Origin of the sequence: Serratia sp. 14-2641, from assembly GCF_001692375.1 — a bacterium.
GTDB lineage: Bacteria > Pseudomonadota > Gammaproteobacteria > Enterobacterales > Enterobacteriaceae > Chania > Chania fonticola_C.
In genome coordinates this window covers 243024-269093 of record NZ_LXKR01000055.1, presented here as the reverse complement: position 1 = coordinate 269093, position 26070 = coordinate 243024, and the positions used below count along the sequence as shown (strand labels likewise).

Annotated in this window: 26 protein-coding genes and 1 other annotated feature; of the genes, 17 read left to right on the top strand and 9 right to left on the bottom strand. The window is 54.8% G+C overall.

What is annotated here, in order from left to right; genetic code table 11:
* Positions 1 to 205 precede the first annotated feature (205 nt).
* Positions 206 to 2815 (bottom strand): type I DNA topoisomerase, encoded by a 2610-nt coding sequence (gene topA, locus A6U95_RS19920; protein WP_021181262.1) that lies wholly within the window; start codon positions 2813 to 2815, stop codon positions 206 to 208.
* Between the two features lie 426 nt (positions 2816 to 3241).
* Between topA and A6U95_RS19915 the strand changes: the two genes are divergently transcribed.
* Positions 3242 to 3493 carry a YciN family protein gene (locus A6U95_RS19915; RefSeq protein WP_021181261.1) on the top strand — a complete coding sequence of 84 codons (252 nt, stop codon included), beginning with the start codon at positions 3242 to 3244 and terminating at the stop codon, positions 3491 to 3493.
* A 50-nt stretch (positions 3494 to 3543) separates the two neighbouring features.
* Here the strand turns inward: A6U95_RS19915 and sohB are convergent, their stop codons facing one another.
* Positions 3544 to 4590 carry a protease SohB gene (gene sohB, locus A6U95_RS19910; RefSeq protein WP_024529261.1) on the bottom strand — a complete coding sequence of 349 codons (1047 nt, stop codon included), beginning with the start codon at positions 4588 to 4590 and terminating at the stop codon, positions 3544 to 3546.
* Positions 4591 to 4984: 394 nt separating this feature from the next.
* Here sohB and A6U95_RS19905 point away from each other — a divergent pair, with 394 nt between their 5' ends.
* Together A6U95_RS19905 and cobO are read left to right on the top strand one after the other, a co-directional pair.
* Positions 4985 to 5746 (top strand): YciK family oxidoreductase, encoded by a 762-nt coding sequence (locus A6U95_RS19905; protein ID WP_065685702.1) that lies wholly within the window; start codon positions 4985 to 4987, stop codon positions 5744 to 5746.
* Between the two features lie 13 nt (positions 5747 to 5759).
* Entirely contained in the window at positions 5760 to 6350 is a 591-nt protein-coding gene (gene cobO / locus A6U95_RS19900) for a cob(I)yrinic acid a,c-diamide adenosyltransferase (RefSeq protein ID WP_024486387.1), read from the top strand.
* Between the two features lie 47 nt (positions 6351 to 6397).
* Here the strand turns inward: cobO and rluB are convergent, their stop codons facing one another.
* The 3 genes from rluB to A6U95_RS19885 all read right to left on the bottom strand — a co-directional run bounded on the left by rluB (position 6398) and on the right by A6U95_RS19885 (position 9016).
* Positions 6398 to 7306 (bottom strand): 23S rRNA pseudouridine(2605) synthase RluB, encoded by a 909-nt coding sequence (gene rluB, locus A6U95_RS19895; protein WP_024486388.1) that lies wholly within the window; start codon positions 7304 to 7306, stop codon positions 6398 to 6400.
* Between the two features lie 153 nt (positions 7307 to 7459).
* Positions 7460 to 8080, bottom strand: a complete 621-nt coding sequence (locus tag A6U95_RS19890; protein WP_024529259.1) for an L-threonylcarbamoyladenylate synthase — start codon at positions 8078 to 8080, stop codon at positions 7460 to 7462.
* 48 nt (positions 8081 to 8128) lie between these two features.
* Positions 8129 to 9016 (bottom strand): PHP domain-containing protein, encoded by an 888-nt coding sequence (locus A6U95_RS19885; RefSeq protein ID WP_065685701.1) that lies wholly within the window; start codon positions 9014 to 9016, stop codon positions 8129 to 8131.
* A 240-nt stretch (positions 9017 to 9256) separates the two neighbouring features.
* Positions 9257 to 9361 (top strand) — a sequence feature (Trp leader region).
* Positions 9362 to 9389: 28 nt separating this feature from the next.
* Here A6U95_RS19885 and A6U95_RS19880 point away from each other — a divergent pair.
* The 7 genes from A6U95_RS19880 to A6U95_RS19850 all read left to right on the top strand — a co-directional run bounded on the left by A6U95_RS19880 (position 9390) and on the right by A6U95_RS19850 (position 16485).
* On the top strand, positions 9390 to 10949 hold the full coding sequence (locus tag A6U95_RS19880; RefSeq protein ID WP_065685700.1) for an anthranilate synthase component 1: 1560 nt from the start codon (positions 9390 to 9392) through the stop codon (positions 10947 to 10949).
* Positions 10949 to 11530: a gamma-glutamyl-gamma-aminobutyrate hydrolase family protein gene (locus tag A6U95_RS19875; protein ID WP_065685699.1), complete on the top strand. Its 582-nt coding sequence runs from the start codon at positions 10949 to 10951 to the stop codon at positions 11528 to 11530. The genes A6U95_RS19880 and A6U95_RS19875 overlap by 1 nt, the downstream gene beginning before the upstream one ends.
* Before the next feature lie 16 nt (positions 11531 to 11546).
* Positions 11547 to 12545 (top strand): anthranilate phosphoribosyltransferase, encoded by a 999-nt coding sequence (gene trpD, locus A6U95_RS19870; RefSeq protein ID WP_065685698.1) that lies wholly within the window; start codon positions 11547 to 11549, stop codon positions 12543 to 12545.
* 3 nt (positions 12546 to 12548) lie between these two features.
* Positions 12549 to 13910 carry a bifunctional indole-3-glycerol-phosphate synthase TrpC/phosphoribosylanthranilate isomerase TrpF gene (gene trpCF / locus A6U95_RS19865; RefSeq protein ID WP_193569054.1) on the top strand — a complete coding sequence of 454 codons (1362 nt, stop codon included), beginning with the start codon at positions 12549 to 12551 and terminating at the stop codon, positions 13908 to 13910.
* Positions 13911 to 13948: 38 nt separating this feature from the next.
* Entirely contained in the window at positions 13949 to 15139 is a 1191-nt protein-coding gene (gene trpB, locus A6U95_RS19860) for a tryptophan synthase subunit beta (protein ID WP_024529253.1), read from the top strand.
* A complete protein-coding gene (gene trpA / locus A6U95_RS19855; RefSeq protein WP_024529252.1) occupies positions 15139 to 15945 on the top strand; it encodes a tryptophan synthase subunit alpha in 807 nt (268 codons plus the stop codon). Before trpB ends, trpA begins: the two co-directional genes overlap by 1 nt.
* Positions 15946 to 16170: 225 nt before the next feature.
* Positions 16171 to 16485 carry a BON domain-containing protein gene (locus A6U95_RS19850; RefSeq protein WP_024529251.1) on the top strand — a complete coding sequence of 105 codons (315 nt, stop codon included), beginning with the start codon at positions 16171 to 16173 and terminating at the stop codon, positions 16483 to 16485.
* Between the two features lie 42 nt (positions 16486 to 16527).
* On the opposite strand, the gene ompW is transcribed toward A6U95_RS19850, so the two are convergent.
* Positions 16528 to 17169 carry an outer membrane protein OmpW gene (gene ompW / locus A6U95_RS19845; RefSeq protein WP_098930951.1) on the bottom strand — a complete coding sequence of 214 codons (642 nt, stop codon included), beginning with the start codon at positions 17167 to 17169 and terminating at the stop codon, positions 16528 to 16530.
* 295 nt (positions 17170 to 17464) lie between these two features.
* Between ompW and A6U95_RS19840 the strand changes: the two genes are divergently transcribed.
* On the top strand, positions 17465 to 17905 hold the full coding sequence (locus A6U95_RS19840) for a YkgJ family cysteine cluster protein (protein ID WP_065685849.1): 441 nt from the start codon (positions 17465 to 17467) through the stop codon (positions 17903 to 17905).
* 41 nt (positions 17906 to 17946) lie between these two features.
* Positions 17947 to 18741: a YciC family protein gene (locus A6U95_RS19835; RefSeq protein WP_024529248.1), complete on the top strand. Its 795-nt coding sequence runs from the start codon at positions 17947 to 17949 to the stop codon at positions 18739 to 18741.
* A 49-nt stretch (positions 18742 to 18790) separates the two neighbouring features.
* On the opposite strand, the gene A6U95_RS19830 is transcribed toward A6U95_RS19835, so the two are convergent.
* The gene (locus A6U95_RS19830) at positions 18791 to 20494 is read right to left on the bottom strand and encodes a SulP family inorganic anion transporter (RefSeq protein ID WP_065685695.1); all 1704 of its coding nucleotides are present in this window, start codon (positions 20492 to 20494) and stop codon (positions 18791 to 18793) included.
* 222 nt (positions 20495 to 20716) lie between these two features.
* Between A6U95_RS19830 and A6U95_RS19825 the strand changes: the two genes are divergently transcribed.
* Together A6U95_RS19825 and yciA are read left to right on the top strand one after the other, a co-directional pair.
* Entirely contained in the window at positions 20717 to 21256 is a 540-nt protein-coding gene (locus tag A6U95_RS19825; RefSeq protein WP_021181242.1) for a septation protein A, read from the top strand.
* The gene (gene yciA, locus A6U95_RS19820) at positions 21256 to 21678 is read left to right on the top strand and encodes an acyl-CoA thioester hydrolase YciA (protein ID WP_021181241.1); all 423 of its coding nucleotides are present in this window, start codon (positions 21256 to 21258) and stop codon (positions 21676 to 21678) included. The genes A6U95_RS19825 and yciA overlap by 1 nt, the downstream gene beginning before the upstream one ends.
* Before the next feature lie 48 nt (positions 21679 to 21726).
* On the opposite strand, the gene tonB is transcribed toward yciA, so the two are convergent.
* Entirely contained in the window at positions 21727 to 22473 is a 747-nt protein-coding gene (gene tonB / locus A6U95_RS19815; RefSeq protein ID WP_065685694.1) for a TonB system transport protein TonB, read from the bottom strand.
* A gap of 319 nt (positions 22474 to 22792) precedes the next feature.
* Here tonB and A6U95_RS19810 point away from each other — a divergent pair, with 319 nt between their 5' ends.
* Positions 22793 to 23089, top strand: coding sequence for a YciI family protein (locus A6U95_RS19810; protein ID WP_021806591.1), 297 nt, complete (start codon positions 22793 to 22795; stop codon positions 23087 to 23089).
* A gap of 115 nt (positions 23090 to 23204) precedes the next feature.
* Here A6U95_RS19810 and A6U95_RS19805 read toward each other — a convergent pair whose 3' ends face one another.
* Positions 23205 to 23762 (bottom strand): TetR/AcrR family transcriptional regulator, encoded by a 558-nt coding sequence (locus A6U95_RS19805; protein WP_065685693.1) that lies wholly within the window; start codon positions 23760 to 23762, stop codon positions 23205 to 23207.
* Positions 23763 to 23883: 121 nt separating this feature from the next.
* On the opposite strand from A6U95_RS19805, the gene A6U95_RS19800 reads away from it, so the two are divergent.
* Positions 23884 to 25368 (top strand): MFS transporter, encoded by a 1485-nt coding sequence (locus A6U95_RS19800; protein WP_065685692.1) that lies wholly within the window; start codon positions 23884 to 23886, stop codon positions 25366 to 25368.
* Positions 25369 to 25578: 210 nt separating this feature from the next.
* A complete protein-coding gene (locus A6U95_RS19795) occupies positions 25579 to 26070 on the top strand; it encodes a Dps family protein (protein ID WP_021181236.1) in 492 nt (163 codons plus the stop codon).

The window sequence follows — 26070 nt, the reverse complement described above, 5'->3', positions numbered from 1 at the left end:
GTTTTTATATAACCATTATATCATGTCGCGCCACCAAGTATAGAGCCGCTTCACAAGATGATAACGATCTTTTCGCATGATTATCAACGCCGCACCCTGCCGATAAAAATAAGAAAAAGCAGAGAAGAATAGATCCGCCAGCCGATTTTCGCCAATAAAAAACCAGCTCACTGAGCTGGTTTTTTGCTGTTGCCTTGCACCTGGGTTACTTCTTGCCTTCAACCCATTTGCCATCAACGAAGAATGCGGACCAACCGGTGGCCTTGCCGTCTTTCTCTGATGAGACATACTGCTGCTTGGTTTTACGGCTGAAGCGCACCATCGTCTTGTTGCCTTCCGGATCGGCCACCGGCGCATCGGCCAGATAGCGCAACTTCTCCGGCAAACGATCTTTGAAGCGCAGCAACTCTTCCACTAACGGCGCACGGGTTTCACGCGATTTAGGGAAGGTGTTGGCCGCAAGGAACACGCCTGCTGCCCCATCACGCAACACAAAGTAGGCGTCCGATTTCTCGCACGGCAACTCTGGCAGCGGGACCGGATCCTCTTTCGGCGGAGCAACTTCACCGCTGCGCAGGATCTTACGGGTATTCTTGCAGTTTTCGTTGGTACAGCCCATGTACTTACCAAAGCGCCCCATTTTCAGGTGCATTTCGGAACCACACTTCTCACACTCAACGATCGGGCCGTCGTAACCTTTCAGGCGGAATTCGCCCTGCTCGATTTCGTAGCCATCACAGGCCGGGTTGTTACCGCACACGTGCAGCTTGCGCTGGTTGTCGATCAGGTAGCTGTCCATCGCGGTGCCACACTTCTGGCAGCGCTTACGGGCACGCAGGGCGTTGGTTTCTGCATCATCCCCTTCGAGGATGTTCAGCACTTCCGCTTCCGGCACCAGGTTGATGGTAGTTTTACAGCGCTCTTTCGGCGTCAACGCATAACCGGAGCAACCAAGGAACACGCCGGTACTGGCGGTGCGGATACCCATCTTGCGGCCACAGGTCGGGCAGTCAATGCTGGTCATCACCATCTGGTTCGGGCGCATACCGCCCTCTTCAGGGTCTTTCTCGGCGGTTTCCAACTGCTCGCTGAATTCGGCAAAGAATTCGTCCAGCACTGCTTTCCATTCCGCCTGATTGTTGGCGACCTGGTCCAGGCCATTTTCCATGCGTGCAGTGAAGTCGTAATTCATCAGCTCACGGAAGTTTTCTTCCAGGCGATCGGTGACGATCTCACCCATTTTTTCTGCGTAGAACCGGCGACTCTCTACCCGCACATAACCACGGTCCTGAATGGTCGAGATGATCGAGGCATAGGTAGATGGACGGCCAATTCCGCGTTTTTCCAACTCTTTAACCAGCGAAGCTTCACTGTAACGTGCCGGTGGCTTGGTAAAGTGCTGGCTCGGGATCAGCTTTTGCAGATCCAGCTCGCTGCCCACTTCGACAAACGGCAAGGTGCGATCTTCATCACCCTTACGCAGCGCAGGCATCACTTTAGTCCAGCCATCGAAACGCAGCGTACGGCCTTTGGCACGCAGCAGGAAGTCGTCGGCTTTCACCGTCAGCGTGGTGGAGTCGTATTGCGCCGGTGTCATCTGACAGGCGACGAACTGACGCCAGATCAGCTGATACAGTTTCTGCGCATCCGCTTCCATATCTTTCAACTGTTCAGCCAATACGCTGACATCGGAAGGACGGATCGCTTCGTGTGCTTCCTGGGAATTTTCTTTGCTGCTGTATTGGTTAGGCGCCTTCGGCAGGTACTTGTCGCCGAAGTTGTCACCGATATAACCACGCACCATGTTGACCGCGTCCTGGCTCAGGTTGGTGGAGTCGGTACGCATATAGGTGATATGACCGGCTTCATACAGACGCTGCGCCATCATCATGGTTTTCTTCACGCCGAAGCTCAGGCGAGTACTGGCAGCCTGTTGCAGCGTGGAGGTGATGAACGGTGCACCCGGTTTGCTGCTGGTTGGCTTGTCTTCGCGGTCCAGCACCGTATAACGGGCTTTTTCCAGCAGGTTAAGCGCGGCATGAGTCTGCTCACGGTTAACCGGTTTGAACGGCTTATCGTGGGCGTGGGTGACTTCCATCTGCAGCGCGATTTCGCCTTTCGCCAGCAGATCCGCATGCAGTTCCCAGTATTCTTCGGGTACGAACGCCTTGATGTCGCGCTCACGCTCCACCACCAGCCGTACCGCAACGGACTGCACCCGGCCAGCGGACAGGCCACGGGCAATTTTTTTCCACAGCAGTGGCGACACCATGTAGCCCACCACGCGGTCCATAAAGCGACGCGCCTGCTGTGCGTTGACACGATCGATATTCAGCTCGCCTGGCGCTTGGAACGCCTGCTGGATCGCGTTTTTGGTGATTTCGTTAAACACCACGCGGCTAAAGCGCTTGTCGTCTCCACCGATCACTTCCCGCAGGTGCCAGGCGATGGCTTCCCCTTCGCGGTCAAGGTCGGTTGCGAGGTAAATGTGGTCAGCATTTTCGGCTAACGACTTTAACTCGGCGACCACTTTTTCCTTACCGGGCAAAATCTCATATTGCGCTTCCCACCCGTGGTAAGGATCGACGCCCATGCGATTGACCAGCGCGGTCTTTTCATCTTTCTTGACTTTCTTTTTGGCTTTGTCTTTGGTTTTGTCTTCGGTTGACTCAGCGCTCTTTTTGCTAGCTGAGCCACTGGTCGGCAAATCACGGATATGACCGACGCTGGACTTCACCACGTAGTCATTACCTAAATATTTATTAATAGTTTTGGCTTTTGCCGGGGACTCAACTATTACGAGAGCTTTGCCCATAATTACCTTTACCTGAATTTAATACTTCTAAAAAGAAGCCATTTGTCTCGCCGTACCGCGGCAATTCGTATCTCTTATTTATATTGCGGTACTCTGGCAAGAGATCAACCTGTTTTTTTCTAATGATTGCCTAACTGGTCAACCTGAACGCATTTAGCCAGCCTAACCTGTTCACGCCGAACCCCAGAGGCCAGGCCAGCTATGACCTGCGTTGAGCGTAAACAAATCCTTCCACCGGAAGCCGCAAAATCCCACACTCTACCTGATAACAAACGCGACGCAACTTAATTAGCGCGGAAAACCTCATTTCGCTATGGTGGGCCAAATCACTGGCCGTCCAGACGGCAATTAAACCTTAGCTGGTTTGCGGACAAACGCGAACCCGCGCTAGAATACGTTCAGAATTTTCGCTTGCAGGAGAAATAAATGCGTAACAATACTCAACCCATCGAACGAGCAGATCTGCTTACTGAAGCAAATAACATCATCCGCCAACACGAAGATTATATGCACGGCATGGTGGCCACCGACGTTGAGCAGAAAGGCAGCGTGTTGGTTTTCCGCGGCGAGTTTTTTTTAGATCCCGAGGGTCTTCCAACGGCAAAAACCACCGCCGTATTTAATATGTTTAAGCACCTGGCCCATGTGCTTTCCGAGAAATATCATCTGGTGGATTAACCATTAAAAACGGGGCCATCTGGCCCCGTGTAAACATAAGCCTTGCTGGCTTACAACAGCGGTTTTTCGCCGCGTTGCCACCAGCGCAACAGCAGACGATCGGCGCTCTCTGCCGCACTGCTGGTAAAGCGATCGATGAAGCGTTTACGGCGAGCATAACGCACCCCCACCACCTCATGGTTTTCCATCTCGGCAATCAACAGATCGTCACTGGTGCCGACCGCGTCAACCAGCCCTTTATCTTTCGCCTGAGTGCCATACCAATGCTCACCGGTCGCGACCTCTTCGATAGCCAATGAAGGGCGTTGCTGATGAACAAACTGTTTGAACAACTCGTGGGTTTCGTTCAGATCTTCACGGAATTTTTCCCGCCCTTGTTCGGTATTCTCACCAAACAGGGTCAAGGTGCGTTTGAACTGGCCAGCGGTGTGCAATTCCACATCGATGTTGCTCTTTTGCAGCAGGCGATGGAAGTTGGGGATCTGCGCAACCACGCCGATCGACCCAATGATGGCAAACGGGGCTGCCACAATGCGGTCGGCCACGCAGGCCATCATGTAACCGCCGCTAGCCGCAACCTTATCCACCGCCACCGTCAGGCGGATACCGCCCTTGCGCAGGCGCTCCAGCTGCGACGCTGCCAGGCCATAGCCGTGTACCACCCCACCAGGGCTCTCCAAACGTAGCAGCACTTCGTCCTTGGCCGTAGCTACCGCCAATACGGCAGAGATCTCTTCACGCAGTGAGCTGACCTCATGGGCATCCATGCTTCCTTTGAAGTCCAGCACATACAGGCAAGGTTTGACTGCCTCTACCGCACCGGCCTTGGCACGCTGTTTTTTCAGCTTGTCGTCGGCCTTGTTCTGCTTTTTGAATTGCTTGCTCCAGGCCTTCTGCTCTGCCGCCCCCATGCGGGCAAGGCGCATTTCCCGTTGCATTTCACGATATTGCTCACCCAGGTCGGTAAGCTGTAGTTCCCCTTTCTGCTGGCTCTTGCGCTGCCCGAGGCTCACCGCCAGCAACGCCAGCGCGGCAATAGCAATCACCACCGTGGCAACTTTGGCCAGGAAAAGGCCATAAACAGATATAAACTCCACAGATACCGCCTTTATTTACAGTTTGTTAGTTGAGCGGGAGCAGCATGCAGCGCCCCTACCTACTTTTTAGCAAATGGCACCACGGCTGTCGCGCCTAAATGAAAATTCAGATTGATGAGCATGCGGCGCACCTCCGTGCTATGGGGTTGCCCGCAGCGGTAACCAAGCCGCTATTGTACCGTTTTTGTTACAAAAGAATGCCGTTTCTGTAGGTTACTCATTGAAAATGCGATCCATTTCAGGCATATAACAGACATTATTCATCAAATTACTGACAAAAATTCGCAGCGGATCGCCATTGTGGTTGAGCAACTCTGCTCCTGCCCGCGATCCGCAATCCACCCAAGCTCCCAGCCATAGCGCGGGAGCCGCCAACCAGGCGCGAGGAACTATTGTGCATTACCAACCTAAGCAGGATCTGCTCGAACAACGAATTATTCTGGTGACCGGGGCGGGCGACGGCATTGGCCGTGAAGCGGCGCTGACTTACGCTCGTTACGGCGCACAGTTGGTGCTGCTTGGCCGCACGGAAAGCAAACTGCAGGCCGTTCAGGCTGAAATTGCCGCCATCTCCAGCGCCCCGACGCATATCGTTACGCTGGATTTGTTACACACCACGCCAGAGCAGTGCCAAACCCTGGCGGAGGACTTGGCCACCAAGGTGCCACGCTTGGACGGCGTATTGCAAAACGCCGGTCTGTTAGGCGATATCGCCCCAATGGCCGAGCTTTCGATGACCATGTGGAACGAAGTGATGCAGGTCAACGTGAATGCCACCTTCATGCTTACCCAGGCGCTGCTGCCGTTGCTGCTAAAATCAAATGCGGGCTCGTTGGTATTCACCAGCTCCAGCGTTGGCCGCACCGGCCGTGCCGGCTGGGGGGCCTATGCCATTTCCAAGTTTGCTACCGAGGGGATGATGCAGGTATTGGCCGATGAGTATAAAAACCGTAACTTGCGGGTAAATTGCATCAATCCTGGCGGAACTCGCACCAAAATGCGTGCATCTGCTTTCCCACAGGAAGATAAAAACAAGCTGAAAACACCGGCCGATATCATGCCACTCTATCTGTATCTGATGGGCGATGACAGCCGCCGTAAAACCGGCATGAGCTTCGATGCTCAGCCCAACCGTAAACCCGGCGCCGCCGAATAAGGAAGCTTTTAACATGGCTGAAGATCGTCACCAGCAACGCCAGCAACGGCTCAAAGAACAGGTGGATGCCCGCATTGCCGCCGCGCAGGAAACGCGTGGCCTATTGCTGGTCTTTACCGGCAATGGCAAAGGCAAGACCACCGCTGCATTTGGCACCGTCACCCGCGCCGTCGGCCACGGTATGAAGGCTGGAGTGATCCAGTTCATCAAAGGCCAGTGGCCCAACGGCGAGAAAAACCTGCTGCAACAGCACGGCGTGGAATTTCAGGTGATGGCAACCGGTTTTACCTGGGAAACTCAGGATCGGGAAAGCGATACCGCCGCCTGTCAGGCCGTCTGGCAACATGGTAAGCGGATGTTGGCCGACAGCAGCCTGGATATGGTGCTGATGGACGAGTTGACCTATATGGTGAGTTACGGCTATTTAGAGCTGGCTGAGCTGCTGGAGGCGCTTGAGCAGCGTCCTGCGCACCAGACGGTGATTATCACTGGTCGTGGCTGTCATCGCGATTTGCTGGAGCTGGCGGATACCGTGACGGAGATGCGGCCGGTGAAGCACGCGTTTGAAGCGGGGATCAAGGCTCAGCAGGGCATTGACTGGTAACTGAATAATCCGTGGCCAAGCCAGAAGGCAAGGCCACGGTGATAAATTTAGCTACGCTTGGAAGACTTGGCCGGTTTACCCGGTTTGCTGCTGCCTGGTGCGCCACGACGGCTACCGGGAGCAACCTGGCTGTGACGTTTTACCGCACGGCGGATCTGGTTGGCTTTCACACGGCGACGATCGCGTTCCACCGGCAGTTTGCTGACGGTTTCCGGTTGCAGCTCCACCAGCTCACGCAGATAGTTGATCGCCTTGAGATCCAGCTCGGTATAGCCGCCACGAGGCAGGCCTTTTGGCAGATCGATATCCCCGTAACGCACGCGGATCAAACGGCTTACCTGCACGCCAACGGCTTCCCACAGGCGACGCACCTCACGGTTACGGCCTTCGGTCAGCGTGACGTTGTACCACTGGTTGATCCCTTCGCCACCCTGGAAGGTGATGGTGCGGAATGCCGCTGGGCCATCTTCCAGTTGGACACCTTTGCTCAGTTGCTTGAGCTTTTCATCGTCGATCTGGCCGAACACGCGCACGGCGTATTCGCGTTCAACTTCGCGGCTTGGGTGCATCAGGCGGTTAGCCAGTTCACCGTCAGTAGTAAACAGCAGCAAGCCTGAGGTATTCACGTCCAAACGCCCTACCGCTACCCAGCGAGAGCCTCGCAGTTTTGGCAGGCGATCGAAGACCGTTGGGCGACCTTCTGGATCGCTACGGGTACAGAGTTCGCCTTCCGGCTTGTAATACGCCAGCACACGGCAAACCGCTTCTTCGGATTCTTTGATCGAGACAACATGACCGTCCAGACGAATTTTCATCCCGGCGACCACTTCAACGCGGTCGCCCAGTTTGGCGATCTTGCCGTCGACGCTGATGCGACCCGCCTCAATCATGGTTTCTATTTCACGACGCGAGCCATGGCCAGCATTCGCTAATACTTTCTGTAACTTTTCGCTCATTGAGCAACCTCTAATGTCGCCTTCACAGGCGTCGGGGGGACTTTGCCGCCACTCTCAGCAAGGAGAGACGGCCGCAAAGATTAGCACTTGGTCAAAACCAACCGCTTATTATACAGGCTTTATCCCTCCTTGGCACTGACTTCGTCCTGCTGTTTAGCGGAATGGCGCTGGATCGCCAGCCCCTTCACGGATCACTTCCGGAGAGGATTCAGTCAGATCGATAACCGTGGTCGGCTGCTGGCCCAGGAAACCGCCGTGGATCACCAGATCCACCTGCTTGCCAAGGTGTTCGCTGATCTCTTCCGGATCGGATTCGGCAAAATCATTGCCCGGCAACATCAGCGTAGTCGACATCATTGGCTCATTGAGCACTTCCAGCAATGCCAGAGCGATCGGGTTAGATGGCACACGCAGGCCGATGGTTTTACGCTTGTCATTCATCAGGCGACGAGGCACTTCTTTGGTCGCTTTCAGGATGAAGGTGTAATTGCCCGGCGTATTGTTCTTGATCAGGCGAAACGACGAGTTGTCCACATAGGCATAGGTCGACAGCTCGGACAGATCGCGGCACATCAGCGTAAAGTTGTGGTTGCCGTCCAACTGGCGAATACGGCAAATACGCTCCAAAGCCGCCTTCTCTTCAAGTTTGCAGCCCAGCGCGTAGCCAGAGTCTGTTGGATAGACGATCACACCGCCCTTGCGCAGCACCTCTACGGCCTGATTGATCAGGCGCGGCTGCGGGTTGTCCGGGTGAATATAAAATAGCTGGCTCATCTCTAACTCCTGAAAATGATGCACGCGCAAAACAACGCCCGCGTTAAATCAATCTACTAAGTTCTGTTGGGGCTGTGGCCAATCGCGCCACACCGGTTCAACACCGCCGGGTAACCACAGTTTGCGACCCAACTCAATCCACGAACAGGGCTGATGAAAATCCGAACCCTGAGACGCCAATAATTGATAGTCCTGCGCATATTTAGCCAACACCGTACGCTCATGAGGGGCTTGCTGACACTGCGCCACCTCCATCGCATCGCCGCCATGTTCGGCAAAATAGGCCAGCAGACGCTTCAGCCATTTGGCCGTCAGATCGTAACGGCCCGGATGCGCCATCACCGCTTGACCACCGGATTGATGAATGACATCAATGGCTTGTTCTATTGTACACCACTGTGGCGGAACATAGCCGATTTTCCCTTTGGCGAGATACTTCTTGAACACCTGCGCCATGTTGGCGGCCATGCCCTGCTGCACCAGAAAACGGGCAAAATGCCCTCTGGTGACCGCTCCGTCCCCTGCCAGTTGTTGTGCTCCGGCATAGGCATCGGGAATACGCGCTTTCGCTAACCGAACGCCGATTTCTTGCGCTCGCAGATTACGGCGCTCGGTCTGTTCGATCAGCAGCTGTAACAGTGCCGGGTGGGCGATATCGAGCCCCAGCCCGACAATGTGGATCTCATGGTTTTCCCACAGGGTAGAAATCTCGACGCCGTTAACCAGCTGCAAAGGCAAGGCAAGATCGGCTATCGCGGCCGCAGCCTCTGCCAATCCGTTGGTGGTGTCGTGATCGGTAATAGCCAGCACACCAACGCGCATCTCAACGGCTCGCTGCACCAGTTGAGTCGGCGTTAAGTAACCGTCCGAAGCGGTGGTGTGGCTGTGGAGATCGTACAGGGTAAAAGCGGAGGATTGTGGGCTGCTGTCTGTCAAAAGGGATATCCTGCGATGGCTTGGCTTTCTATCATACCCGTTAAGGTTGGCCGGACGGAAATCTATTCTGCCGATGGCGCTCCCGCCAGATTAACGTTTTCACATTAGCCGCTAACATATTGTGCAAAAAGAGAGTTGACATTGCCCCTTCGTTCCAGTTAACTAGTACACAAGTTCACGGCAATAACCGTGTTGGATGAAAATACAGAGAGCAACATGATGACTAAGCACACTTCTCTTCTTCGCTGGTGGCGTACTTCCCAATCAAGGGTCGAGTAATCACGCATACCTGTCATCTGACACTGCAGATTCCCTAGGCCCGCTCATTATAGCGGGCTTTTTAATGGACAAGATTTGACTGGAACTACTGAAGATGAACATCAAACCACAGCTCAAACTACTCACGGCACAGGCCGGTTACCGCAGCGATCCGACGGCGATTTTTCATCAGCTGTGCGGCGCCCGTCCTGCCACCCTGTTGCTAGACTCGGCGGAAATCAACAGCAAGCAAAACCTGAAAAGCCTGCTGATTGTCGACAGTGCCCTGCGCATTACCGCTTTGGGCCGTAAGGTCAGCCTTCAGGCGCTGACCGCTAACGGCGCAGCCCTGCTGCCACTGTTGGATGAAGCCTTGCCTGCCGACGTACAAATCCAGGCTCGCCCTGATGGCCGTGAGTTGACCTTCCCGGCAATTGATACGGTACAAGACGAAGATGCCCGCTTGCGTTCACTGTCGGTGTTTGATGCGTTACGCACAATGCTGACTTTGGTCGATGCCCCCGCCGATGAGCGTGAAGCCATGCTGCTCGGCGGCCTGTTTGCCTATGACCTGGTTGCTGGCTTTGAAGACCTGCCAGAACTGCGCCAAGACCAGCGCTGCCCAGACTTCTGTTTCTATCTGGCGGAAACGCTGCTGGTGCTGGATCACCAACGCGGTGTGGCGCGTTTGCAAGCCAGCGTATTCACCGGTGACAACGCTGAAACACTGCGTTTGCAGCAGCGTCTCGAACAGCTTCAGGTGCAATTGCAACAAACTCCAATCGCCATTCCTCATCAGAAATTGGAAGACATGCAGCTAAGCTGCAATCAGAGCGATGAAGAGTACGGCGCGGTAGTCAGCCAGTTGCAGCAGGCCATCCGCCACGGTGAGATTTTCCAGGTGGTGCCTTCTCGTCGCTTCTCTCTGCCTTGCCCTAACCCGCTGGCGGCTTACCAGACGCTGAAGGAAAACAATCCAAGCCCTTACATGTTCTTTATGCAGGACAACGAGTTCACGCTGTTCGGAGCCTCGCCGGAAAGCGCGCTGAAATATGATGCTACCAGCCGCCAAATCGAAATTTATCCGATCGCCGGTACTCGTCCTCGCGGACGCCGCGCCGACGGTTCGCTGGATCTGGATCTCGACAGCCGCATCGAACTGGAAATGCGTACCGACCATAAAGAGCTGGCGGAACACCTGATGCTGGTCGACCTGGCCCGCAACGATCTGGCCCGCATCTGTGAAGCTGGCAGCCGCTACGTGGCCGACCTGACCAAGGTAGACCGTTACTCATTCGTGATGCACCTGGTTTCCCGCGTGGTCGGCAAGCTGCGTAGTGATCTCGACGTGCTGCATGCCTATCAGGCCTGTATGAATATGGGCACGCTGAGCGGAGCGCCGAAAGTGCGCGCCATGCAACTGATTGCCGCCTCTGAAGGCACCCGTCGTGGCAGCTACGGCGGTGCAGTGGGCTACTTTACCGCTCACGGCGATCTCGATACCTGTATTGTCATTCGTTCCGCGTATGTTGAGGACGGTGTTGCCACCGTGCAGGCCGGTGCCGGTGTGGTGCTGGACTCCGTTCCGCAGGCGGAAGCCGATGAAACCCGTAACAAGGCACGTGCCGTGCTGCGTGCCATCGCCAGCGCGCACCAGGCCAAGGAGATTTTCTAATGGCCGATATCTTACTGCTCGATAACGTCGACTCCTTTACCTACAACCTGGTCGATCAGCTGCGTGCCAGCGGCCATCAGGTCGTGATTTACCGTAACCAGATTGCTGCCGAGGTCATCATCGCGCGCCTGCAACAGATGAAGCAGCCTATTTTGATGCTGTCCCCTGGCCCAGGTACTCCAGCCGACGCTGGCTGTATGCCCGAACTGTTGCAACGCCTGCACGGCCAGATGCCAATCATCGGTATCTGTCTCGGCCATCAGGCGATTGTGGAAGCTTATGGTGGCCACGTTGGCCAGGCCGGTGAGATCTTGCACGGCAAGGCTTCTTCCATTACTCACGATAACCAGGGGATGTTTGCCGGTATGGCTAACCCGCTGCCGGTCGCCCGCTATCATTCGCTGGTCGGCAGCAATATCCCTGAAGGACTGACCGTCAATGCTCGCTTCGGCGACATGGTGATGGCAGTGCGTCACGATGAACACCGCGTATGTGGTTTCCAATTCCATCCAGAATCCATTCTGACCACCCAGGGCGCGCGTTTGCTTGAGCAGACGTTGGCCTGGGCGCTGGCGAAATAATCAAGGGGAACCGACTATGCAACCTATTCTTGAAAAACTGTATCGCTCGGAGTCGATGAGCCAGGAAGAAAGCCAGCAGTTATTCAGCGCTATCGTGCGCGGTGAGCTGGAACCTAGCCAACTGGCGGCAGCATTGATCAGCATGAAGATCCGCGGGGAGCACCCGGAAGAAATCGCCGGAGCAGCCAAGGCGCTCTTGGCCGATGCTTTACCGTTCCCACGCCCGGATTATGCCTTCGCGGATATCGTCGGCACCGGCGGTGACGGCACCAACAGCATCAATATCTCCACGGCCAGCGCCTTTGTCGCCGCAGCCTGTGGGGTCAAGGTGGCCAAGCACGGCAACCGCAGTGTCTCCAGCCGTTCCGGTTCATCCGATCTGTTGGCCGCCTTCGGGATCCGCCTGGATCTGCCTGCTGAAGAATCCCGCAAAGCATTGGACGAACTGGGCGTGTGTTTCCTGTTTGCGCCGCAGTATCACACCGGTTTTCGCCATGCGATGCCGGTACGCCAGCAGCTGAAGACCCGCACGGTGTTCAACGTCCTCGGGCCGTTGATTAACCCGGCTCGCCCACCGTTGGCGCTGATTGGGGTCTACAGCCCGGAGCTGGTGCTGCCAATCGCCCAAACCCTGCGCGTATTGGGTTATCAGCGCGCTGCCGTCGTACACGGTGGCGGTATGGATGAAGTGGCGATCCACACCACCACTCACGTAGCCGAACTGAATGACGGCGAAATTGAAAGTTATCAGCTGACACCTAAATCCTTTGGGTTGGAAAGCCACCCGCTGGGCTCCCTGCTAGGCGGGTCGCCGGAAGAAAATCGTGACATTCTGGCAAGGTTGTTACAAGGTAAAGGCGAGCCAGCGCACGCCGCGGCGGTCGCCGCCAACGTCGCACTGTTGCTGAAACTATTCGGACAGGAAGACCTGCGCCAGAACGCGCAGCAGGCATTGGAAATGATCCACAGTGGGCAGGCTTACCAGCGTGTCACTGCTTTGGCAGCAAGAGGATAAATGATGCAGGAAACCGTGCTCAACAAGATTGTTCGTGACAAGGCGCAGTGGGTCGCGGCACGTAAGCAACAACAGCCATTAGCCAGCTTTCAAAACGAAATCGTGCCAAGCGAGCGTAGCTTTTATCATGCGCTACAAGGCGCCAGAACGGCATTTATTCTCGAATGCAAGAAAGCCTCTCCTTCCAAGGGGCTGATCCGCGAGAATTTTGACCCGGTAGAAATCGCCTCGGTGTATAAGGACTTCGCCTCAGCGATCTCGGTATTGACCGATGAGCAATACTTCCAGGGCAGCTTCGATTTTCTGCCTCTGGTGAGTAAAACCGTGTCCCAGCCGGTGCTGTGTAAGGACTTTATGATCGACCCTTACCAGATCTATCTGGCACGTCACTACCAGGCCGACGCCATTCTGTTGATGCTGTCGGTGCTCGATGACGAACAGTACCGCCAACTTGCCGCGGTGGCACACAGCCTGAATATGGGCGTGCTGACCGAGGTGATTAGCGAAGAGGAATTACAGCGCGCGGTACAGCTCGAAGCCAAAGTGATCGGCATTAACAACCGCGATCTGCGCGATCTGTCTATTGATCTGGATCGCACCCGCACTCTGGCTCCTAAAGTGCCACATGGCGTGACGGTGATCAGCGAGTCCGGCATCAACAACTATCGCCAGATCCGCGAACTCAGCCGCTATGCCAACGGTTTTCTGATCGGCAGCGCGTTGATGTCGGAAACCAACCTGCGCAGCGCGGTACGCCGCGTGATCCTGGGCGACAACAAAGTCTGCGGCCTGACCCGACCACAAGATGCCGCAGCCGCTTATCAGGCAGGTGCCAACTACGGCGGTCTGATCTTCGTTGGCCGTTCCCCGCGTAACGTGGACATTGCCCGCGCCAGGGAAGTGATCGCCGGAGCACCGTTGAAATACGTGGGCGTTTTCTGTGATGCGCCGACCGCTACGGTCGCGCAAACTGCCGAGCGCCTTGGTCTGCATGCGGTGCAACTGCACGGCGCGGAAGACCAGGCTTATATCAACGCCCTGCGTGCCGAGCTGCCAGCCACCTGTCAGATCTGGAAAGCCTTGAGCGTGAAGGACAGCCTGCCCGCTCGCGATCTGCAACAGGTCGATCGTTACCTGCTGGATAATGGTGCTGGCGGTACCGGAGTTCGCTTTGACTGGTCGGTGTTGCAGGGGCAAACGCTGGACAACGTGATGCTGGCAGGAGGCCTGAGTGCGGACAACTGCGTAGATGCGGCCCAACTGGGCTGTGCGGGCCTCGATTTCAACTCTGGCGTAGAGAGCCAACCCGGCATCAAAGATGCCGAGCGTCTGGCGGCGGTGTTCCAAACCCTGCGCGCCTACTGATTTCGAACCTCATTTAACGGATAATAACGGGAAAAATAATGACGCTGCTTAACCCTTACTTCGGCGAATTTGGCGGTCAGTACGTGCCGCAAATTTTGATGCCAGCCCTGAAACAACTGGAAGAGGCCTTCGTCAGCGCCCAGCGTGACCCAGAGTTCCAGGCAGAGTTTATCGATCTGCTGAAAAACTACGCGGGCCGCCCAACGGCACTGACGCTGTGCAAAAACCTGACTGCCGGTAGCAAAACCAAACTCTACCTGAAGCGTGAAGATCTGCTGCACGGCGGTGCCCATAAGACCAACCAGGTATTGGGCCAGGCACTGCTTGCCAAACGCATGGGCAAGACCGAGATCATCGCGGAAACCGGCGCTGGCCAACACGGTGTGGCCTCTGCGCTGGCCTGTGCCCTGCTCGGTCTGAAGTGCCGTATCTACATGGGCGCCAAGGACATCGAACGCCAGTCACCGAACGTTTTCCGTATGCGTCTGATGGGCGCAGAAGTGATCCCGGTGCACAGCGGCTCTTCCACGCTGAAAGATGCCTGTAACGAAGCGCTGCGCGACTGGTCTGGCTCTTACGAAAAGGCCCACTACATGCTGGGCACTGCCGCAGGCCCGCACCCGTTCCCGACCATCGTGCGTGAGTTCCAACGCATGATCGGCGAAGAAACCAAAGCTCAGGTGCTGGAGCGTGAAGGCCGTCTGCCGGATGCCGTATTGGCCTGCGTTGGCGGTGGTTCCAACGCCATCGGCATGTTTGCCGACTTTATCGATGAGGTCAGCGTTGGCCTGATCGGCGTTGAACCTGCCGGCCTGGGGATCGAAACCGGCCAGCATGGTGCGCCGCTGAAACACGGCAAAGTGGGGATCTACTTCGGTATGAAATCACCGATGATGCAAACCTCTGAAGGCCAGATCGAGGAGTCTTACTCGATTTCCGCCGGTTTGGACTTCCCTTCCGTTGGCCCACAGCACGCCTATCTCAACAGCATCGGCCGCGCAGAATACGTGTCGATCACCGATGATGAAGCGCTGGAGGCTTTCAAGGAGCTTTCCCGCCACGAAGGGATTATCCCGGCGTTGGAGTCTTCCCATGCCCTCGCACACGCGCTGAAAATGATCCGTGAAGAGCCGCAGAAAGAACAGATCCTGGTAGTTAACCTGTCCGGCCGCGGCGACAAAGACATATTTACCGTTCACGACATTCTTAAAGCACGGGGAGAAATCTGATGGAACGTTATCAGCAACTGTTCAAGCGGTTGGAAAATAATAAAGAAGGCGCCTTCGTGCCGTTTGTCACCCTTGGCGACCCAAACCCGACGCTATCGTTACAGATTATTGATACGCTGGTGGAGAACGGTGCAGATGCCTTGGAGTTGGGGATCCCCTTCTCGGATCCGTTGGCCGATGGCCCAACCATTCAAAGTGCAGCGCTGCGTGCTTTCGCTTCTGGCGTTACGCCAACGCACTGTTTTGAAATGCTGGCGGCGATCCGTCAGAAACACCCTGATATTCCGATTGGCCTGCTGATGTACGCCAACCTGGTGTTCCACGGCGGCATAGACGCATTTTATCAGCGCTGCGCGCAAGCCGGTGTAGATTCGGTGTTGATCGCGGACGTACCTTTCGAAGAGTCAGCGCCTTTCCGCGCGGCGGCAACTCGCCATGGTATTGCACCAATCTATATTTGCCCGCCAAATGCGGATGAAGATTTACTGCGTGAAATCTCGTCCCACGGCCGGGGCTACACTTACCTGCTGTCACGCGCCGGAGTAACCGGAACGGAAAGCCGGGCGCAGTTACCGCTGCACCATCTGGTCAATAAGCTGCGCGAATATCATGCGGCACCGCCGTTGCAAGGCTTTGGTATCTCTGAACCTTCACAGGTCAAGGATGCGTTGCAAGCCGGGGCCGCCGGGGCGATCTCTGGCTCGGCAATTGTTAAAATCATCGAACAGAATCAGGCACAACCGGCAGAAATGCTGGCCAAACTTGGCAAGTTTGTACGTGAAATGAAAGCCGCTACCCGCGTTTAATCTCCCCGCCCTCAATCACCGGATACTACGAAAGTGTCCGGTGATAACACTTTGTTTACCCTCAATCTTGCCAAAGATATTTTCGCAAACAATTTGAACAAACCAGCAACCTGCCCCACAATCATATTTGCCGCTAAATATTCAGTGGTTCAGTGCATACGATTTCGTTAGCTGATTGAAATCAGCCTTTAATTTCAACAATAACATATGCAAGGAGAGTCATTTATGAAGCTATTTAAAACCCTTTCAGCGCTGTGCATGGCGGCTATTTTGGCTATGGCAGTTTCTGCCTGTGCTCCAACGGCAAAATCAGAAGGGACTGGCGGCTATATTGACGATACGGTCGTCACTACCAAAGTGAAGTCAGCACTGCTGGCGGATAAAACCATCAAATCCACCGAGATTAGCGTTGAAACCTTTAAGGGCCGGGTACAGTTGAGCGGTTTTGTCAGCTCCAGTGCCGATGCTAACCGTGCCATTCAGGTGACACGCGGCGTGGCAGGAGTTAAATCCGTCGAAAACGATATGCGCATTAAATAACTGAAGAGGGAGGCGCCGAACAGCGCCTCCTTTATTGCTGGCTTAGAAGCGGTAACCCGCACCAAACATAAACACCCACGGATCCAGACGCGTATCAACGCTCTGATGTTGATCACCCGCGTCAAAGCGCACCTTGGTCTCGATATTCATCCACCAGACCGACATATTCAGCATCCAGTGCTCATCCAGGTTGTAATCCAGACCTGCCTGCCCGGCAACACCCCAGGAATTTTTCAGATCCAGGTTGCTTAAACCTGCATCCTTGCCGTTGTCGTTGAATTTCTCGTCGAAGAACATGGTGTAGTTCACACCAATACCCAGGTATGGGCGCAGCTTGTCCTGTTTTTCGCCAAAGTAATACTGCGCCATCAGCGTTGGTGGCAGTTGACGAACGGTTGCAATATTCCCGTTGACCGCTGGGCCACCCAGAGACACTTTATGGCGGAACGGCGTTGCAGCCAGTAATTCGACGCCGATATTGTCCGTCACCATATAGCCAAAAGTCAGACCCAACTGGGTGTTGTTATTGGCGTTGAAAGATCCTTGGCCTAAAACGTTGTCCGAACCTGCATTAGGACGAACTGTTGCAGTCCCTGCCCGGAACAGGAAATCACCCGCTTGATGCGCGCTTGCTACCATAGGAGCCATCAGAGCCCCTAACACCACCAGAGTTGTCTTTTTCATTATCCATTCCATTTGTGTGGTTTACAGTCCCGATGAATATACCTATTAACAGGTATTTATGATCCCATCGAGATCACATCTTAAGTGTAAAAATTTAAATTCCCACCAAAAACAAAGCCACCTAAGGTGTTAATAAATCGATAATTGATCTGAATCAATAAACGCCTTTTGTTGCAAATTTTATGCATGTTTACATTTCTGTTACCAAAAAAAGTTGCTAAAAAAAATGCCTCTGCGTAATTTCATCATTCCTGTTGGTTTTGGTTGGGCCGGTAAGGAGTCGGTGGCAATCAAGATGAGCGAAATTCAAAATCCCTGCACCAGCTGCGGCGCCTGCTGCGGTTATTTCCGAGTATCATTCTATTGGGCCGAAGCAGAAGATGGCGGCGGCGTGGTACCTATATCCTTGACTGAACCCTTGAGCCCCTTTCTGCGCTGTATGCTGGGGACCAACAGCAAGTCCCCGCGCTGCACCTCGCTGGTGGGTGAGATTGGTCAGGCGGTGTCCTGTTCGATCTACCCCAATCGCCCTAGTCCCTGCCGCGAATTCGATCAATCCGGGGAAAACGGCCTGCGCAATGAGGCCTGCGATCGAGCCCGTGAGCGCTACGGCCTGCCGCCCTTGCCGGTTCCCCTGCCATTATCATTGTCAGAGACCATAATCGCCCAAGAAATCAGCACAGTGCCATTCGCGGGGTGCCACAGCGGCGCGGAACAGGGTACAATCGCCCACTGATTTAACTACGTTCCCGACGCCAAGGAGTCTGCATGCCAAGCATGCCAATTACGGCCAACACGTTGTACCGTGACAGTTTTAACTTTTTCCGTAATCAGGTTGCCAGCATTGTGCTGTTGGCACTGCTGACCGCATTCATTTCTGTGCTGCTTAATCAGGCGTTTAGCCCCGATATCGAGCAGTTGAAGATCCTGACCGCGACGGAAAGTGATTTGGCCTCCAACGCCGGTGCCGGCATGGGGATCCAGGAAATCATTCAGCAAATGACGCCTGAACAGCAGATGGTGCTGTTGAAAGTGTCCGCCGCCGCCACGATTTCCGCTTTAGTGGGTAACGTGCTGCTGGTAGGGGGCATGCTGACGCTGATCCGCCTGGTTTCTGAAGGCCAGCGTACCAGTGCGCTGCGGGCTATCGGGATATCTGCCCCGCTATTGCCGCGTTTACTGTTGCTGCTGTTTGTTTGCACCTTGCTGACTCAGCTTGGCCTGACGCTGTTCGTCGTGCCCGGGGTAATCATGGCGATCTCGTTCTCGTTGGCCCCGGTGATTTCTGTGGCCGATGGGAAAGGCATGTTTGCCTCACTGAAGCTAAGCTGCAAGCTGGCCTTTGCCAACGCGCGGGTGATCGTACCGGCGATGATGCTGTGGTTGGCGGCCAAGCTGCTGGTGCTGTTTATGGTCAGTCATTTGTCTGTGTTGACGCCACACGTTGCCAGCATAGTGCTGACGGCTTTAAGCAATCTGGTTTCTGCCCTACTGCTGATTTATCTGTTCCGGCTGTATATGCTACTGCGTGACACAGCGCCCGCTTCTGGCGTGTCCCTGGATAAAAGATAAACAGGGTCTGTTGACGTTTAAGGGCACGCTTTTAGCGTGCCCTTTTTATTTACTGTGCTGTACCTGGTTCGGCCTGTTCCTTACTTTGTATCAGCTTGAGTGCCAGATAAAGGTCGGGCACCAGGATCAGATCCTTATCACGCCCCACCTGATTGATACGGAACCAGCGTGTTAACTCGGTGCGCCGTCCGGCCAGCACCAGCTTTACGTTACGCTGTAACAAATCACGTTTTAGCTCATCGATGGCCGCCAGCACGCTGATATCTGCATGGGTAAAGCTGGCCACCGCATCAACCACCACCCAACGCGGCTGGAACGGCGTACTGTCGACCAGATTGAGGATGCGCCGTTTGAAGTAGGCCACGTTAAAATAGGTCAGCGGGGAGTTAAAGCGGTACATCATCACGCCCTGCACCGCCTTCACCCCGTTGTTGTTGCCCATTGAGTGGATCATGCCTTCCTCATTGACCCCCAGCAATTGCTCCGTAGGGCGGAACACGGTGCGGAGAAACTGCATCAGGCCAAGCAATACCGCCAAGCCAATGCCGCTGATCACCCCCACCAGCAGCACGCTGACGAAGGTGAAAGCCGCCAGTCTGAACGCCTGGGCATTGCGCTTGCGCAGGATCCAGATGCCGCGAATGTCGATCAACGACCAGGCTGCGTACATCAGCACCACGCCTAATCCGGCCACCGGAATAAATTGCAGCGGCGAAGTCAGGAACAGCAGCACAATGCCAATGACGATGGCGGCAATAATTGATACCAGCTGGCTCTTGCCTCCGTTGGCATCGTTTACCGCCGTACGCGAATCGGCCCCGCTGATGGCAAACCCTTGCGACAGCGCGGAAACAATGTTTACCAGCCCCAGCGCACGGAACTCCGCATCGGCGTTAACTTCGTAGCCATTTTTCGCCGCAAAGCTGCGCGCCGTGAGCATCATGCTGACAAAGCTGACCACTGCCAGGTTGAGCGCCGGTATCACCATGTCACGCAGTAAGCCCGGCTGAAAATCCGGCCACTGGACAATAGGCAGCATGCCGCTGAAGCCCCCTACGGTAATAATACCGTGCTGCTGTAAATTACACGCCCAGGTGATAAAGGCGACCAGCACGATGGCAAACAACGGCGCTGGCCAGTTAGGCCGCAACTTTTTAACCCCCACCAGCATCGTCAGCGTAAGCAATGAAATGCCCATCGTCGGCCAATCGCTGTGCAGAATGTTGCCGGGCAAGGCATAAATACGTTCAATCAGCTGTGCCGGTGGCGTACCGAACCCCAGCACTTTACCGATCTGATCGACGATGATGGTCACCGCCACCCCGTTCAGCAATCCGCTGAGGATCGGGCGCGAAAGCAGGTCTGCCAAGGCCCCGAGCCGGAAGCGGCTGGCCAGCAAACACCACCCCCCCGTCATGGCGGTCATCATGATGGTGAGCTGCCAGTGCAGCTCCATACTTCCTGCGGCAAGCGGAGTCACCACGGCAGCAATCACCGCACAGGTTGCCGCATCCGGCCCGACAATCAACTGCCGCGACGAGCCAAAAATGGCATAGGCGATCATCGGTAAAATACAGGAGTAAAGCCCGACCACCGGGCTGACACCGGCCAATTCGGCATAGGCAATCGCCACCGGTAAAGCTACCGCTGCGACCGATAACCCCGCACGAATATCCGGTTTTAACCAACTGCGTTCATATCCTAACAAATGCGTCAAACCGGGCGTCCACGCCCGCAGAGACTTCCACTGCATAGCTATTTTCCATGGTAAATTATGCGGCTATTATTATGCTTAATATGCGTCGTACACCCTGCGCTTGCAAATAACCGACGGTAACAATCGTAAGTTTATGCAAATTCTGGTGTTTACAGCAGCAATCTACCGGACGAACACCGATAATCTGCCCTTTAGTGCGATACACAGAACGGGCCAAATCCGGTATAGTCGCCCGATGAACCTATGATGGATTGATTTATGAAGCAGTTTCTTGATTTTCTACCCCTGATTGTCTTTTTTGCCTTTTATAAGCTTTACGATATCTACGTCGCCTCGGGTGCCTTGATCGTCGCCACCGCCCTGGCACTGGTCTTTACCTGGCTGAAATATCGCAAGGTAGAGAAGATGACGCTGATCACCTTTGCTATGGTCGCCGTATTCGGCACCTTGACCCTGGTGTTTCACAACGACCTGTTTATCAAATGGAAGGTCACGGTCATCTACACCTTGTTTGCCCTGGCGCTGCTGATCAGCCAACTGATACTGAAAAAGCCGCTGATCCAACGCATGCTGGGTAAAGAGCTGACCCTGCCGGACAGCGTCTGGAACCACCTTAACATTGCCTGGGCCCTGTTCTTCCTGGCCTGCGGCTTGGCCAATATCTATGTGGCATTCTGGATGCCGCAGGACGTTTGGGTTAACTTCAAGGTATTTGGCCTGACCGTGCTGACGCTGGTCTTCACCCTGTTGAGCGGTATCTATATTTACCGTCATATGCCAGAAGAGCAGAAGAAATAATGACCGAACAACGACCTTTGCCTAGCGGTGAGCTGGTGCTGCGCACGCTGGCCATGCCGGCAGATACCAATGCCAACGGCGATATCTTTGGCGGCTGGCTGATGTCGCAAATGGACATCGGCGGTGCGATCCTGGCCAAAGAGATCGCCGAAGGGCGCGTGGTAACCGTGCGGGTAGACGGCATGACCTTTCTCAAACCGGTCGCGGTGGGTGACGTGGTGTGCTGCTATGCCAACTGTATCCGCAGTGGCCGCAGCTCGATTACCATCAATGTGGAAGTTTGGGTCAAGAAGGTGTCTTCTGCCCCAATCGGCCAGCGCTACCGTGCCACGGAAGCGGTCTTTACCTATGTAGCGGTAGATGACGGCGGTAGCCCTCGCGCCCTGCCAGACGGCAAGATGAACTTCCGCGTTGGCGAGTAAGCCTACGCCAGATAGCAAAAAGGTCGCAAACGCGACCTTTTTTATTGCTTACTCGACCGTCGAACCTTCCATTTTGAAGACGATGGTCTTCGTCAGATTCTGCGCGGTTTTGGCTTCATAGCGCCATTTACGCATTGCCTGCTTCACCTCACGTTCGAACATATTACGTGGTTCCGCCGACAGAATACGCACGTTAGTCACCCGCCCGTCGCTATCGACATCGAACTGAACCTTGACCTTGCCTTCAATCTGCAATGCCAGGGCGCGCGGTGGATACATCGGCTTGCCGATGCTCAAAGCTTTCGGCCCCAACTCACGGGAAGTTCCCGGCGCGGGTGCTGATGGTGCCTGTTTAACCGGTGCCTTGTCGATCGGCTTGGCTTCGGATTGACTGTCAAACGGCGAAGGTTCACGCGGTTCGGTCTTCTTCACTTCACGCTTGACCGGCTTCTCTACCTTCGGCTTCGGTTTTGGCTTCGGCTTGGGTTTCTCCGGCTCCGGTTTAGGAATGGCTACCGGTACCGGCGGTGGCGGCTCGGGCTCCGGGATCGGTTCTGGTTCTGGCTCAGGTTCTACCTGCGGCTCCGGTTCCGCCGCTGCCGGCGGTGGCGGTTCTGCCAACGCGGTCATATTCACCATCATAACGCTGATAGGGGCATCTTCCTGCTTCGGCAACTCCAACACTTCGTTGACGGAAGCGTAGAGCAAGGCGGCCACCAGGGCACTGTGCAAACCAACGGAGAGGGCAATTGGCACGGAAATTCGGCGAATAAGGAACATTTTGTTTAGCGGCATAATGATTCTGTTTCCTCTGGTGCGCCAAGTTTAAATGCAAATAGCAATCATATTCAATAACGAAAGACAAACTATCGCTTTAATCGGCATCATTAGGCGCTAAAACCAGCAAACTCATAGGGATATTAACGTTTAATTAGCCTTTTATTGAGCTTTGCATACGGATTGTTAACCAATATGTCCACTCATCCGTCAATCGCAGCACACGCAGCTATCCTCAGCTCGGTAATGAATTTTTATCTGGATTGGCATTCCCTTGTCACAGGTTTTGCGCTACTTTGTGATTACCGTTGTATGGCAATGATTTTAAAGGTGAAATATGCTTTATCTGATCTACGCACAAGACGTACCTGGCACGCTCGAACAGCGCATGGCCGTTCGCCCCGCCCATCTGGCTCGCCTGCAAGCGCTGCGTGATGAAGGCCGGTTGGTGGTCGCTGGCCCTAACCCGGCTATTGATAGCAACGATCCGGGCCAGGCTGGATTTACCGGTTCTACCGTGATCGCCGAGTTCCCTTCGCTGGAGGCGGCAAAATCCTGGGCTGCACAAGACCCGTACGTAGACGCTGGCGTATACGGCGAAGTCACGGTGAAACCGTTCAAGCAGGTATTTTAAGCAAAAAAAAGCCAGCACGGAGGTGGCTGGCTAAAAGTGGGTTCTTCGAGGGAATATCTTTATTCGCTAAACATACTCGCCAAGCGGAGCGATCGCCATCTATCAGTGTGATAGGTCAACCATTGCGAGCCGTATCGGTAAGAACCCACTTTTGTAGATCGGCAAACATCGCCTCCCATTCCTGCTGAGTAATATCCATGAAGCCGAAGAAGCGCAGCATGAAGGCTCCCTCGGTAGCCAAGAAGGCCAGGCGCGCCTTTCTCCCCGCTTCGGTGGTCAGATCCAAACCTGCTATGCGGCTGCGATACCATTCTCGCGTACTGTCCAGATGTTCTGGCGTCTGAATTAACGTCGCCATCAACCCGGCAGCCTTGGCGCTGGAAGCCTGATCGGAACTGCGTGTAGCCTGCATATGCGCCTGGACGATGGTTAAAGGGTCCGGATCGCTGCCCGCAATATCGTCAAAAACCTGCTCATAAACCTTGCCCCAACGGTCAAACATCGCATCGATGAGCGCATCTTTGCTACCAAAGCAATATTGCACGCCCCCCTTGGAGATCCCCATGGCTTTAGCCACCGAATCGATGGTTAACCCTGCCGCACCTTGGGTCGCCACAATCTCTTCTGCGGTATCCAGCACCTTGTCACGATCGATACTTCGTTGACGCCCCATTGAGAAAGCCCCTTTTCAATACGTACGTATGGATTTATATTATAGCAGTATACCACCGGTGCTACCGGGTGGTTACCGTAAGGTGACGCAGCCGCGTCATCGGTTTACTAGGATACTCTTTATGCACGCCCAAAACCGCTGGCTGATCCTGGCAATGATCTCCAGTGCGCTATTTTTAATCATTACCGATATGACGGTGCTTTACACCGCGTTGCCGCGCCTGACCCAGGCATTGGATGCCACAGCCTCACAAAAACTGTGGATCGTTAACGCCTACCCGTTGGTGGTTGCTGGCCTGCTGCCCGGCGCTGGCATGTTAAGCGACCGTCTTGGCCACAAGAAAATGTTTATCGCCGGTTTGCCGGTCTTTGCCTTGGCCTCACTGTGCGCCGCGTTCTCCCCCAGTGCCGAGCTGCTGATTGCGTCACGGGCTTTCCTGGCCATCGGAGCCGCGATGATGATGCCGGCCACGCTTTCCATCGTGCGCCACGTCTTTACCGATGAGCGTGAACGTGCGCTAGCGATTGGCATCTGGGCCGCTGTGGCCTCCGGTGCCGCCGCGCTTGGCCCAGTGGTAGGCGGCGTTCTGCTGTCCTATTTCTGGTGGGGCTCGGTATTTCTGATCAACGTGCCGGTGGTGATGCTGGTCCTGCCGCTGGCGGTCTATCTGATCCCTCGTTGCGGTGGAGACAGTCAACGCCCCTGCGACTTTATTAGCTCGCTACAGATCATGTTCGGCCTGGTGGCGTCGATCTATGCGCTGAAAGAGCTGAGCAAACCCGCGTTCTCCCTGAGTGACTTCGCCATTGCGGCAGCGCTCGGTACGCTGTTCCTGACCCTGTTTGTCCGCCGTCAGCAACGGGCGCAATACCCCATGATCGATTTCTCACTGTTCCGTAATCGCCTGTTTGCCAGCGGTGTCGGTGTAGCGATCGTTTCAATGATCGCGCTGATCGGGGTCGAACTGGTGTTAAGCCAACGGTTACAGTTGGTGCTAGGCATGACGCCGCTGCTGGCCGCATTGTTTATTCTACCTATTCCAGTAGCCTCTGCTCTGGCTGGCCCGTTGGCCGGGGCCTTGCTACCGCGTTACGGCGAACGCTCCATGTTGGTGGGCGGCTTTATTCTCACCGCCTTAGGCATTGCGGGTGTCGCCCTGTGGTATCAAGGCAACGTCATTATGCAGTTGGTCTGCCTGTTTGTGGTGGGCTTTGGCCTCGGTGGTGCCATCACCGCCGCCTCAACGGCTATTATGCTCAACGCCCCAGAAGACAAGGCGGGCATGGTCGCCGCCATTGAAGATGTCTCGTGGGAGTTGGGTGGCGTGTTAGGCGTCACGCTGTTGGGCGGGTTGATGACGGCGGTCTATAGCCACAGCCTGGTATTGCCTGCCAATCTTCCAGCAGGCGATCTCGCTTATGACAGCATTGATGAGGCGTTACGGTTAGCCGGAAATATGGGCGCAGACAGCGCAGAAAGGCTGATCCAGCTGGCTAGAGGTGCCTTTGATCAGGCCTTTATTGCCGTACTGATCGCCGCCGCATTGCTCACCAGCCTGAGCGCCGGTGTGCTAAAATTTGCTTTGCGCAAAAGAGCGCAGGTGTAATTTAATCGATGAGGTTAAGTGGGCGCAGCAGCGCCCCTACCCGACTAGCCAATTGATGAATGTAAGCAACTTGAAAGACGACGGGTAAATTGGTTTGAGCGATTGAATTGATGCTTAGTAGCAACTTTAACCTTATGATAGATCCGGTTAACCTGTTTTGTATGGATATCAATCTAGATAATCGAAACAAATAATCAGGAGAAGATTATTATGGCAACGGCAAAGAAAGCGACCAAGACTCATATCGGCCTGGACACCAAACAATCAGCAAAACTCTCTGAAGCACTAAACGCCCTACTGGCTAACTACCAGGTGCTGTACATGAACGTGCGCGGCTACCATTGGAATATTTCCGGCCCGCACTTCTTTGAACTGCACGTCAAGTTTGAAGAAACCTACAATGACCTGCTGACCAAGGTGGATGAACTGGCAGAGCGTATTCTGACGCTGGGTTCCCAGCCTCGCCATGCCTTCAGTGACTATCTGAAAACGGCGGATATCAAGGAAGACACCAATGTCACCGACGATAAAGGCACCCTGCGCGGCTTGCTGGAAGGTTACGCCATTTTGTTGCAACAGCAGCGCGAACTGCTGACGCTGGCCGCAGAGGCCGGTGACGAGGGTACCTCTTCGCTGATGAGTGATTACATCAAAGAGCAGGAAAAACAGGTGTGGATGCTGAACGCCTATCTGGGTAAATAA